The following is a 12,271-nucleotide window of genomic DNA, read 5'->3' as shown; positions in this document are numbered from 1 at the left end:
ATTCTGGGACAGGCCGCAGCTGATGAACCTGATCGCCGACCTGCTGTTCTTCGCCGCTGCGCTGGCGCTGGGCTATGCCGCCACGCTGGCGGTGGCGCGCCTGCCGTTCTTCCCGCTGCGTGCGGTGACCGTTGCCGGACCGCTGCAGGAAGTGACGCCGACACAGGTGGAATACGCCGCGCGCAATGCGGTGGCCGGCAATTTCTTTACCGTGAACCTCGATGCGGTGCGCGCCGCCCTCGAGAAGCTGCCCTGGGTGCGCAAGGCCGAGGTGCGGCGGCGCTGGCCGGACGACCTCGAGCTGGTCATCGAGGAACATGTCGCCGTGGCGCGCTGGAAGCAGGCCGACGGCGCCGAGGCCCGCCTGGTCAATCGCGAGGGCGAAGTCTTTGCCGCCGCCAGCAACGCCAGGCTGCCGCTGTTCGTCGGCCCGGAGGGGACGGCACCGCAAATCCTCGACCGCTACCAGGAGCTGATCCCGCTGCTCGAGCCGATCGGACGACGTCCGCACAGCCTCGCCCTCAGCCCGCGCCAGGCCTGGCAGCTGCGGCTCGACGACGGCGTGCTGCTGGATCTCGGGCGCGACCAGGCGAAATCGCGTGTCAATGAGCGGGTGCAGCGCTTCACCGCGGTTTACCACCAGGCGACGGAGCGACTCAAGGCGCGCGCCGACGTCATCGATTTGCGCTATCCGAACGGCTTCGCGATGCGGGTGGCGAGGGCAGGGGAAGGGAAGAGATGAGCAAGGAAGTGAAGAACCTGATCGTCGGACTCGACATCGGCACCTCGAAGATCGTCGCCATCGTGGCCGAGCTGACGCCGGAGGGACGACTGGAAATTCTCGGCCTGGGCAGCCACCAGGAATCGCGCGGCCTGAAGAAGGGCGTGGTGGTCAACATCGAGGCGACGGTGAATGCCATCTCGCGCGTGGTGCAGGAAGTCGAACTGATGGCCGACTGCAAGGTGAAGGAGGTCTATACCGGCATTGCCGGCAGCCACATCAAGAGCTTCAACTCGAACGGCATGGTGGCGATCAAGGACAAGGAAGTCTCGCCGATGGACGTCGACCGCGTCATCGAGACGGCCCGTGCCATGCCGATCCCCTCCGACCAGCAGATCCTGCACATCCTGACACAGGAGTTCATCGTCGACGGCCAGGACGGCGTGCGCGAGCCGATCGGCATGAGCGGCGTGCGACTCGAGGTGAAGACGCACATCGTCACCGGCGCCGTGTCGGCGGCGCAGAACATCGTCAAGTGCGTGCGCCGCTGCGGCCTCGAAGTGATCGACCTGGTGCTGCAGCCGCTCGCCTCCAGCTATGCCGTGCTGACCGAGGACGAGAAGGAACTGGGCGTCTGCCTGGTCGACATCGGCGGCGGCACCACCGACATCGCCGTGTTTACCCAGGGGGCCATCCGCCACACGGCGGTGATCCCGGTCGCCGGCGACCAGATCACCAACGACATCGCCCACGCCCTGCGCACACCGACGACCGAAGCGGAGGAGATCAAGGTCCATTACGGCGTCGCCCTGCAGCAGCTGGCCGACCCGGAAGAAATGTTCGAGGTGCCCGGCATCGGCGAGCGCGGGCCGCGCCGCCTCTCAAGGCAGGCGCTGGCCGACGTCATCGAGCCGCGCGTCACCGAACTCTACGAACTGATCCAGTCCGAGCTGCGGCGCAGCGGCTACCAGGAACTGCTCTCCTCGGGCATCGTCCTCACCGGCGGCAGCTCGGTGATGCTCGGCATGGTCGAACTGGGCGAGGAGATTTTCCACATGCCGGTGCGGCTGGGCATCCCGAAGTATTCGGGCAGCCTGGCCGAGGTGGTGCAGCATCCGCGCTACGCCACCGCCATGGGCCTGCTGCTGGAGGGCATGGCGCAGAAGAAGCGCGGCATCCAGGCGCACCAGACGCGCACCTTCAAGCAGGTGCTGGGCAACATGAAGTCGTGGTTCGAGAAGAATTTTTGAGGTTGTTTTTCGTTTTGCAGTCGTTACTACAAGGAGGCGAGCATGTTTGAAATCATCGACAAGGAACCGAACGGCACGGTCATCAAGGTGGTCGGCGTCGGCGGCGCCGGCGGCAATGCCGTCGACCACATGATCCGGGAAGGCGTGCAGGGCGTGGAGTTCATCTGCGCCAACACCGACGCCCAGGCGCTCAACCGCAGCGATGCGCATCAGAAGCTGCAGTTCGGCCCGGGCCTGGGCGCCGGCGGCAAGCCGGAGAAGGCCCGCGCCCTGGCCGACGTTGAGCGCGAGCGCATCGCCGACGCCCTGCGCGGCGCCCACATGGCCTTCATCACGGCCGGCATGGGCGGCGGCACCGGCACCGGCGCGGCACCGATCGTCGCCGAGGTGGCGCGCGAGCTGGGCATCCTCACCGTTGCGGTGGTGACCAAGCCCTTCGAGTTCGAGAACGCCAAGCGCATGAAGGTAGCCGAGGAGGGGCTGGCCGAACTGTCGCGCCATGTGGATTCCCTCATCGTCATCCTCAACGAGCGTCTGACCGAGGTGCTGGGCGAGGACATCAGCATGATTGCCGCCTTCAAGACGGCGGACAACGTGCTGCGCAACGCCGTCGGCGGCATCGCCGAGATCATCAACGTGCCGGGCCTGGTGAACGTCGATTTCGAGGACGTGCGCACGGTGATGGGCGAGATGGGCAAGGCCATGATGGGATCGGCGGTGGCCTCCGGCATGGACCGCGCCCGGCTTGCCGCCGAGCAGGCCGTGGCCAGCCCGCTGCTCGAGGGCATCGAGCTGTCCGGTGCGCGCGGCGTGCTGGTGAACATCTCCGCCAACAGCAACCTCGGCATGAAGGAAGTGCGCGAGGTGATGAACACCATCCGCGCCTATGCCGCAGAAGATGCCCACATCATCTTCGGCACCGTCTTTGACGATGCCATGGAGGACAACCTGCGCGTCACCGTGGTGGCGACCGGCCTGGGTGCGGCTGCTGCCGCCCAGCAGTTCAGGCCGCGCATCGAGGTGGTGGCGCAGAAGACCGGCACCGACAATGCGGCGATCATCGAGACCATCAACTACGGCGAGCTGGAGGTGCCGGCGGTGATCCGCAGCGGTCGCCGCCACGCCACCGTCGAGGCGATGGCCGCCAGCGGGGTGGACAAACTCGACATTCCCGCTTTCCTCCGGAAGCAGGCGGACTGATGCGTTGGATCGGCGCGAGCGTGTGCAATGTGGCGGCAGGCGCTCCCTGCTATGGTAAAATTCGCCTCTTTGTCATAGCGTTACCGTCATGCTGCAGCAGCGCACGCTGAAATCGCTGATCCGCGCCACCGGCGTCGGGCTCCATTCCGGGGTCAAGGTCACCATGACCCTGCGTCCGGCGGCGCCCGACACCGGCATCGTCTTCCGCCGCGTCGACCTCGACCCGCCGGTGGAGTTGCGCGCCGACCCCTTCGCCGTCGGCGACACCCGCCTGGCCTCCTGCCTGGAGCGTGACGGCGTCAAGGTCGCCACGGTGGAGCACCTCATGTCGGCCCTCTCCGGCCTCGGCATCGACAACGCCTGGGTGGACGTGGATGCCGCCGAGATCCCCATCATGGACGGCAGCGCGGCGCCCTTCGTCTTCCTCATCCAGTCGGCCGGCATCGAGGAGCAGAAGGCCGCCAAGAAGTTCATCCGGGTGAAGAAGTCAGTTCGTGTCGAGGACGGCGACAAATGGGCCGAGCTTGCCCCCTACGACGGCTTCCGACTGACCTTTTCCATCGTCTTCAGCCATCCGGTCTTCGACAAATCGAAGCCGAGCGTGACCGTGGATTTCGCCGAGCATTCCTACGTGCGGGAAGTGGCACGTGCCCGCACCTTCGGCTTCATGCAGGATGTCGAGCACATGCGCGCGCAGGGCCTTGCGCTCGGCGGCAGCATGGAAAATGCCATCGTGATGGACGAGTATCGCGTGCTCAACTCCGACGGACTGCGTTACGGCGACGAGTTCGTCAAGCACAAGGTTTTGGACGCGGTGGGCGACCTTTACCTGCTCGGACACCCGCTGCTCGGCGCCTTCTCCGCGCATAAGTCCGGTCACGCCCTCAACAACAAGCTGCTGCGCGCGCTGTTGGCAGACGAGGCGGCCTGGGAGATGGTGAGCTTCGAGCGAATCGAGGAAGCCCCGGCGTCGGTTGCCCGGCTATTCACGCAGCCCGCTTAAGCCCCTATGCTGTTGCTGAGGATCGTTGGTGTCCTGGTGGCGATCACCGTCGGCGCCGGCATCGTCGCCTTTCTGTTTACCCGTGACCGACGCTACCTGCGCCTTTCCTGGCAGGTGGCGAAGTATTCCGCGCTTTTTGCCCTGGTCGTTCTGGCGCTGATGTTCCTCGAACGGGTGATTGTTCTGTAGCCAGTCGTCAGCGGCTGCGTTTGACCAGCCGTTCCAGTGCCGCTTTCAGTGGCGAATCCTCCGGCAGCTGCTCAGCCAGACGGTGCAAATCCGATTTTGCCGATGCCCCGACGACACTGGGCAGAACGGGCTTGTTATGTTGCGGTGCAGCATGGCTTGGTTGCACTTTGACCTGTATTTCGGTAACCTCTGAGCCCTCTAAAGAAAATTCGCCGACAAGGCTCGGGATCATCTGCCTCAGCTTGGCGGCGACTGCGCCGGAATCGGCGTGGATAACAACCTTCCCCAGTTTGTAGTTGGCTACGCGGCATGACGTAGCCAGATAGGGAGGCGCGATTTCCTCGAAAACGCGCTGCAGTTTGACCAGCCGCCCGGCGTGCGCCGACAGACGCGCCAGACCGTCGGCGGAATTCAGGTAAGCGTCTAGAGAACGCGCTGCCATTTGAGATTTTTTGGAGGGACGGCGTGCATATTATTCTCGTCTCCGACCGACTGGCAACTGCCAGAACCATCACGATTACCGCCAAGCACCTTGTGCTGGCCGTCGTTGGCTTCGTGCTGACGGTGCTGGCCGTGTCTTCGCTGTTTTCCTACGTCACCGTGCGCCATGCGGCGGAGGTGCGCTTGCCCTTCCTGCAGAGCCTGTTGATGAGCGTGCGCGAGCAGGAAACCCAGAAGACACAGGACTTCATGCGGGAAAACCTGAACGCGATGGCCGTCCGTCTCGGCCAGATGCAGGCCCAACTGATGCGCCTGGATACTCTCGGCGAGCGGCTGGGCCAGCTTTCCGGCATCAAAATGCTTGATTCCAAGCCGGTCGACAAGTCCGGGCAAGGCGGCCCCTTGATCGCGCCGACCAAGCCGCTGACGGCGGAAGACCTGCAGCGCCAGCTTGACCAGCTCTCCAGGCAGCTGGAGTCGAAGACCGATTATCTCGGCCTGATCGAGTCCGAACTGATGGACGAACGGGTGAAAAGAAACCAGTTGCCGACGGCCTTGCCGGTCGAAGCGCAATGGAACGCTTCGGGCTTCGGCTGGCGCATCGACCCCTTCACCGGCGAACAGGCCATGCACGAAGGCATCGACTTCATTGCCGAGACGGGCACGCCGATTGTCGCCGCCGCCGCCGGCATCGTAGTGACGTCCGAGCGCCATCCCCAGTACGGCAACCTGATCGAGATCGACCACGGCAACGACCTGATCACCCGCTATGCCCATGCCTCCAGGCTGCTCGTGAAGCAGGGTGCCCTGGTCAAGCGAGGCCAGAAGGTTGCCGAAGTGGGTTCGACCGGACGTTCCACCGGCCCGCACCTGCATTTCGAGGTCCGTTTCAAAGGCGCCGCGCAGAATCCCAACCGCTTCCTGCAGAACGCCCAACAGCAGAAGCAGCAGAAGCTGGCCTCAGCTCGTCGCAAGTAGTGGTGCCGTCCTGGCCAGCCGCCCGGCCGGAGGCGGCATGGTAAAATTTGTCTTTTTTCCAGACGCCCCCCGCGTTCCCGCATGATTCCCGGCCTCCTCAAGAAGATATTCGGCAGCCGCAACGACCGGCTGATCCGCCAGTATGGGCACGCCGTGCGCGCCATCAACGCACTCGAACCGGCCATCAGCGCGCTCTCCGACGATCAGCTGCGCGGCAAGACCGACGAGTTCCGCCAGAAGCTGGCTGCCGGCACGAAACTCGACGACCTGCTGCCGGAGGCCTTTGCCGTGGTCCGGGAAGCGGGCAAACGCGTCCTCGGCATGCGTCACTTCGACGTCCAGATGATCGGCGGCATGGTGCTGCACGACGGCAAGATCGCCGAGATGCGCACCGGCGAGGGCAAGACACTGGTAGCCACGCTGCCGGCCTACCTGAATGCGCTGCCCGGCACCGGGGTGCACGTCGTCACGGTGAACGATTATCTGGCTTCGCGCGACGCCGAATGGATGGGCAAGCTCTACCGCTTCCTCGGCATGAGCGTCGGCGTCAACCTCTCGCAGATGCCGCACGAGGAGAAGCAGACCGCCTACGCCGCCGACATCACCTACGGCACCAACAACGAATTCGGCTTCGACTACCTTCGCGACAACATGGTCTACTCGGTCAAGGACCGGGTGCAGAAAAAGCTCAACTACGCCATCGTCGACGAAGTCGACTCCATCCTCATCGACGAGGCGCGCACGCCGCTGATCATCTCCGGCCAGGCCGAGGATCACACCGACCTCTACGTGCGCATGAACCAGGTGGCGCCGCTGCTCACCCGGCAGAAGGAGGAAAAGGGCGAAGGGGACTACTGGGTGGACGAAAAGGCCCACTCGGTGCTGCTGTCGGAAGCCGGCCACGAGCATGCCGAGGAAATCCTCGCCCGCATGGGCATGCTGCCGGCGGGCAGCAGCCTTTACGAGCCGGGCAACATCCTGCTCATGCACCACCTTTATGCCGCATTGCGCGCCCACAGCCTGTTCCACCGCGACCAGCATTACGTATCCCAGAACGGCGAAATCGTCATCGTCGACGAGTTTACCGGTCGTCTGATGCCGGGCCGGCGCTGGTCCGACGGTCTGCACCAGGCCGTCGAGGCAAAGGAGGGCGTGGCGATCCAGAACGAGAACCAGACGCTCGCCTCGATCACCTTCCAGAACTATTTCCGCATGTACGGCAAGCTCGCCGGCATGACCGGCACGGCCGACACGGAAGCCTACGAATTCCATCAGATCTACAATCTGGAGACGGTGGTCATCCCGACCAACCAGCCGATGGTCCGCGACGACCGAATGGACCAGGTCTATCGCACCGCGCCGGAGAAACACCGCGCCATCATCGCCGACATCCGCGACTGCCACCAGCGCGGCCAGCCGGTGCTGGTCGGCACCACTTCGATCGAGAACTCCGAGCTGCTCGCCGGCATGCTGGCCAAGGAGGGGCTCCCGCACCAGGTGCTCAACGCCAAGCAGCACGCCCGTGAGGCGTTGATCGTCGCCCAGGCCGGCCGGCCCGGCATGATCACCATCGCCACCAACATGGCCGGCCGAGGCACCGACATCGTGCTCGGCGGCAACGTCGAGAAGCAGGTCGACGCCCTTCTCGCCGAGGGGGCGTTGTCCGAGGCTGAGCGGGAAGCCCGCAGTGCCCAGCTGAGAAGCGAATGGCAGGCGCTGCACGAGCAGGTGGTGAAGGCCGGCGGCCTGCACATCATCGGCTCCGAACGGCATGAGTCGCGACGCATCGACAACCAGCTGCGGGGGCGTGCCGGCCGCCAAGGCGACCCCGGCTCCAGCCGCTTCTACCTGTCGCTGGAGGACCCGCTGCTGCGCATCTTCGCCGGCGAGCGGCTCAACGCCATCATGGTGCGCCTGAAGATGCCGGAGGGCGAGGCCATCGAGCATCCGCTGGTAACGCGCTCGCTCGAATCGGCCCAGCGCAAAGTCGAACAGCGCAACTTCGACATCCGCAAGCAGCTCCTGGAGTACGACGACGTCGCCAACGACCAGCGCAAGGTGATCTATCAGCAACGCAACGAGCTGCTGGAGACGGACGACATCTCCGAGACCATCACGGCCATGCGCCAGGGCGTGCTGCACGACACCTTCCGCACCTACGTGCCCGCCGACAGCGTCGAGGAGCAGTGGGACATCGCCGGCGCGGAAGCGGCGCTGTCCGCCGACTACCAGTTGCAGCTGCCGATCGGCGAGTGGCTCAAGGCGGAGCCGAATCTTTCGGATGACGATATCGTCCGCCGCATCCTTGACGAAGCCGACAGACGCTACGCCGAGAAGGTTGAACTGGTGGGGGGTGAGCCCTTCCACCACTTCGAGCGCAACATGATGCTGCAGAGCCTGGACACGCACTGGCGCGAGCATCTGGCGGCGCTAGACCATCTGCGCCAGGGCATCCACCTGCGCGGCTATGCACAGAAGAACCCGAAGCAGGAATACAAGCGTGAGGCCTTCGAGCTGTTCGAGGGCCTGCTGCAGACGATCCGCAACGAAGTTACCAAGCTGCTCATGACGGTCGAGATCCGCTCCCAGGACCAGATCGAAGAGAGCGAGCCGCAGCCTGCGGTGGAGAACGTGCAGTACCACCACGCCGACTACGACGAAGCCCTCGGCACCGCGGCCGAAGCGGAAAAACCGCCTCAGCCGGTGCGGCAGGTGCAGAAAGTCGGCCGCAACGACCCCTGCCCCTGCGGTTCGGGCAAGAAGTACAAGCACTGCCACGGCAAGTTGAGCTGACGTTGGGCGCGACGAGACCATGCCCGTCAATCTGAATCCGCCCGTTTCCGCAGAACTGCTTCCCATTGCCGGCGTAGCGCTGGGCATCGCCCAGGCCGGCATCCGCAAGGCCAATCGCCGCGACTTGCTGCTGATCCGCCTCGACGAAGGTGCCGCGGTGGCTGGCGTGTTTACGCAGAACCGCTTCTGCGCCGCCCCGGTGCTCGTTTGCCGAGAGCACCTGCAGGGCGACATGATCCGCGCCCTCGTTGTCAACACCGGCATCGCCAACGCCGGCACTGGCGAGCCCGGCCTGCAGGCGGCGCGCGCCACCTGTGCGGCCGCGGCGCGGCTGCTCGGCTGCACGCCGGCGCAGGTGCTGCCATTTTCCACCGGCGTCATCATGGAGCCGCTGCCGGTCGAGCGCATCGAGGCTGGGCTTCCCGCCAGCGCGGCCGATCTCCGCGAGGACAATTGGGCTGCCGCCGCCGAGGCGATCATGACCACCGACACCCTGCCCAAGGCGGCGTCGAGAAAAGTCAGTCTCGGCGGCACGGCGGTCACCGTCACCGGCATCGCCAAGGGCGCCGGCATGATCCGCCCGAACATGGCCACCATGCTCGGCTTCGTCGCCACCGATGCGGCGGTCGCACCGGCCTTGCTGCAGCGACTGGTGCGCGAAGCGGCCGACGCCTCCTTCAATTGCGTCACCGTCGACGGCGACACTTCGACCAACGATTCCTTCGTGCTGATCGCCTCGGGCAAGGCCGGCAACGTGCCGCTCGCCGATGCGGCCTCGTCCGACTACGCTGCGCTGAAGGAAGCCGTCACCGCCGTGGCGGCGGAACTGGCCCAGGCCATCGTGCGCGACGGCGAGGGCGCCACCAAGTTCATGACCATCGAGGTGCGCGGCGGGCGCGATTCCGCCGAGTGCAAGGCGGTCGGTTACGCCATCGCTCACTCGCCGCTGGTGAAGACCGCCTTCTTCGCCTCCGACCCCAACCTTGGCCGCATTCTCGCCGCCATCGGCAATGCCGGGATCGGTGACCTTGACGTCACCCGCGTCAGGCTTTGGCTGGACGAGGTGCTGGTGTCGGAGAACGGCGGCAGGGCGGCGAGCTACCGCGAGGAGGATGGTGCCCGGGTCATGGAACAGGCCGAAATCGCCGTCCGCGTCGACCTCGCCCGCGGCGACGCGCAGGCGACGGTGTGGACCTGCGATTTTTCCTACGACTACGTAAAAATCAACGCGGACTACCGCAGCTGATTTAATCGAGCTTCATGCCCGTAAGCTCGATGGTTTCATTGTCGTTCCGACCATGGATCCTGATCTTGACGTACCGCTTGGCAATAGGGGCATACCAGACTGTCAAACTATAAGAATCGGAGCCGCCTGACGGGTTGTTTGCCCATCGGTATCGGTTGCCCTCGATGACCAATTTCTCTGCCTCGAAGCTGCCGGCCGGCACAGTGATCGTTTCCTTGCCGGCGAGCTTGGCCGTGAATGGCGGGCTGCTGTCAAAAATCTTCAATGATTTCCATTCCGGCTTGTCTCGCAAGGGCCCGTGGCTCAGCAAATAGGGCGAGACTTCGCGAAGAGCAAGATTCCCCAGCTTGCGGTCGGCAAGTTCCAGTCCGGGCTCGAAGGACGCAGCATGGCGCGCTTTGCCCAAGCGTGCTTCATCCGTGATCTCGCCGGTGGATGCGGCGGTGACCTGCACCGTGTAGGTTTCCGACTTGCCGTAGATATCCGAGAAGCGGTAGGTCCATGTGTCGCCAACCTTGGGAAAACCAGCGGCAGCGGTGCTCCCGCCTGTGGGGGCCAAGCTGGCAAACGCGGTTGCAGACTTACCTGCTGTCCCGGACACGGCGGATGACATGCCCGCACTCACGGGAAAGCCGGTTTCAATCAGCACGATTTCGTCGCGATCCCCGCCTCCGCCCCACTTGTCTTCCGAATGAAAGCTCATCTTGACATAGCGCTTGACGGAAGGGGAATACCAGATCGTAATTGTCAGGGGGCGGGTTCTCGAACCAAGGTATACCTGCTCCCCCTTCAGCACGATTTTGCGTGCCTCGAAGCTGCCGGCGGGCACCGTGATGCTTTCCGTTCCAGCCGGCCGGGCTGTGAAAGCGTTTCCGCCCAAGGAGATGTTGCTCCAGGCCTCCGTTGGCTCTGCGGGCCCGAGGCTCAGCAGGTAGGGTGAGATTTCTCGCAGGGAATAGCCGTCCAGATTGCGGGACGCCCATTCCATTCCGGGTTCGAAGCTGGCACTCAGTCTTGATCGGCCGATGACCACTTCATCGGTGATGGAGGAATCGGTGGCGGTGGTTATTCTCACCGTAAAGGTGCCCTTCTTTTCGTAGCCGTCCGAGTAGCGGTAGGTCCAGCGGTCGCCCACGGTGGGGCGGTTGCCTGGAGCTGTTTTCGGAGCGTTTGCGGGCCATTGCACAGCCGGTGTCGGTGCAGTGAGCGCAACCGGTGCAGGCGCCTGAGCAGCCTGGCGGCGGAGCGCCTCGTTTTCCGCAGCTAGGCGCTCGCGCTCGCGCAGCAGCCTTTCTCGCTCGGCGAAGAGCGCCTCCTGCTCGGCTCTGGCCTGGTCGTTCCTGGGCTGGCGCTCCGCCTGCTCGCGCGCCATGCGCTCGGCGGTGAGCGAGGCAGCGCGCTCGGCGGCTGCACGCACTGCCTCCTCGATCAACTTGTCCTGCGAGGCGGTTTGCTGGGGTGCGGCTTCGCGGAAGACGAAATCGCCCTTCATGGAAGAACTTTCCCAGGGGACCTGCGCCTCGTTGGTGTCCCTCGCCACGCCGACGCGCACGCGCTTGAACATCTGCTCGACAGGCAGGCCGGGCATGGCGATGCTCTCCAAGAGATGCTTGGTGTAGATACCATTCTCCCCCGTGCCGTCCTGGGCGACCGAGCCTGGGGCAGTTGCGAAGGCGATCAGAGTGCCGATGGGGGCATCCATCTGGGCGAGGCCAGTGCCGGAGGAGCGGAAGCGGCGCGCAAAGGGGTTGTTGCGGCAGGCGTCGAGAATCACGATGTTGACGGCGCTCTTGCCGACTTCCATCTTGTCCAGCACCAGGCTGACGTCGATGGTCGAGTAGGGCACTTCGTCCTCGAGTTGGATGTCGGCGTCGGTCGGCACCAGGTAGTTGCGGCCTTTCACCTGCATGCCGTGGCCGGCGAAGTAGAACACGGCGGTCGAGCCGGGGGTGATGGAGGAGCCGAACTGTCGGACCGCCGCAGCCAGGTCGCGCTGGCTCGAATTTTCCCGCAAGGTCACCTCGAAGCCGAGTTCCTTGAGGCTCTTCGCCATGGCGCGTGCGTCGTTGACCGGGTTCTTCAGGGGCGCAGTGGGATATTTCCCGTTGCCGATTACCAGGGCGATGCGCTTGCCGGAAAACGTTGCCGCCTCGGCCGGCCCCGAAAGCAGCAGCGCCGCCATCAGGGCGAAGGCGGCGCACAGTATGTTTGCGAAGGCTACGAACGGCGGCATGGCGGCCCCTCGCATGCAGGTCAGGTCAGACGATATTCCACAACTCGGTGTGGCCGGCGAAGGGGCAGAAGATGACAGCGTGCATGAACTTGCTTAGGCTCGCCTTGCCGGCGATTTCCGCGTGCTCCGAACCATATGTTGCAACCTGAATCGTCGTCAGGGCCAGCAGTCCCGGCAACAAGATCCTGTACAGGGCGAATGGACATAGGATCTCCCG

11 protein-coding genes are annotated in these 12,271 nt (G+C 64.6%); 8 read left to right on the top strand and 3 right to left on the bottom strand.

Going from position 1 to position 12,271, the window contains the following annotated elements:
* Window positions 1-22 precede the first annotated feature (22 nt).
* From ROZ00_10480 to ROZ00_10460, 5 genes are all read left to right on the top strand, one after another.
* Window positions 23-742, top strand: a complete 720-nt coding sequence (locus tag ROZ00_10480) for a cell division protein FtsQ/DivIB (GenBank protein ID MDT3736643.1) — start codon at window positions 23-25, stop codon at window positions 740-742.
* Window positions 739-1,971, top strand: a complete 1,233-nt coding sequence (gene ftsA, locus ROZ00_10475) for a cell division protein FtsA (protein MDT3736642.1) — start codon at window positions 739-741, stop codon at window positions 1,969-1,971. Before ROZ00_10480 ends, ftsA begins: the two co-directional genes overlap by 4 nt.
* Window positions 1,972-2,013: 42 nt before the next feature.
* A complete protein-coding gene (ftsZ, locus tag ROZ00_10470) occupies window positions 2,014-3,171 on the top strand; it encodes a cell division protein FtsZ (protein MDT3736641.1) in 1,158 nt (385 codons plus the stop codon).
* 88 nt (window positions 3,172-3,259) lie between these two features.
* Window positions 3,260-4,174, top strand: a complete 915-nt coding sequence (lpxC, locus tag ROZ00_10465) for a UDP-3-O-acyl-N-acetylglucosamine deacetylase (protein ID MDT3736640.1) — start codon at window positions 3,260-3,262, stop codon at window positions 4,172-4,174.
* A 36-nt stretch (window positions 4,175-4,210) separates the two neighbouring features.
* Entirely contained in the window at window positions 4,211-4,363 is a 153-nt protein-coding gene (locus ROZ00_10460) for a hypothetical protein (GenBank protein ID MDT3736639.1), read from the top strand.
* Window positions 4,364-4,370: 7 nt separating this feature from the next.
* Here the strand turns inward: ROZ00_10460 and ROZ00_10455 are convergent, their stop codons facing one another.
* Window positions 4,371-4,805: a DUF721 domain-containing protein gene (locus ROZ00_10455; GenBank protein ID MDT3736638.1), complete on the bottom strand. Its 435-nt coding sequence runs from the start codon at window positions 4,803-4,805 to the stop codon at window positions 4,371-4,373.
* Window positions 4,806-4,828: 23 nt separating this feature from the next.
* Here ROZ00_10455 and ROZ00_10450 point away from each other — a divergent pair, with 23 nt between their 5' ends.
* The 3 genes from ROZ00_10450 (at window position 4,829) to argJ (ending at window position 9,821) form a co-directional block, all read left to right on the top strand.
* Window positions 4,829-5,782: a M23 family metallopeptidase gene (locus ROZ00_10450; protein ID MDT3736637.1), complete on the top strand. Its 954-nt coding sequence runs from the start codon at window positions 4,829-4,831 to the stop codon at window positions 5,780-5,782.
* 81 nt (window positions 5,783-5,863) lie between these two features.
* Entirely contained in the window at window positions 5,864-8,575 is a 2,712-nt protein-coding gene (secA, locus tag ROZ00_10445) for a preprotein translocase subunit SecA (protein ID MDT3736636.1), read from the top strand.
* Between the two features lie 19 nt (window positions 8,576-8,594).
* On the top strand, window positions 8,595-9,821 hold the full coding sequence (argJ, locus tag ROZ00_10440; protein MDT3736635.1) for a bifunctional glutamate N-acetyltransferase/amino-acid acetyltransferase ArgJ: 1,227 nt from the start codon (window positions 8,595-8,597) through the stop codon (window positions 9,819-9,821).
* Window position 9,822: 1 nt separating this feature from the next.
* Here the strand turns inward: argJ and ROZ00_10435 are convergent, their stop codons facing one another.
* On the bottom strand, window positions 9,823-12,054 hold the full coding sequence (locus ROZ00_10435; GenBank protein MDT3736634.1) for a caspase family protein: 2,232 nt from the start codon (window positions 12,052-12,054) through the stop codon (window positions 9,823-9,825).
* 25 nt (window positions 12,055-12,079) lie between these two features.
* Window positions 12,080-12,232 carry a hypothetical protein gene (locus tag ROZ00_10430; protein ID MDT3736633.1) on the bottom strand — a complete coding sequence of 51 codons (153 nt, stop codon included), beginning with the start codon at window positions 12,230-12,232 and terminating at the stop codon, window positions 12,080-12,082.
* Window positions 12,233-12,271 lie beyond the last annotated feature (39 nt).

Origin of the sequence: Denitratisoma sp., from assembly GCA_032027165.1 — a bacterium.
GTDB lineage: Bacteria > Pseudomonadota > Gammaproteobacteria > Burkholderiales > Rhodocyclaceae > Desulfobacillus.
Note: the sequence above shows the minus strand (reverse complement) of the source record. Positions and strands in the feature narration are given on the sequence as shown.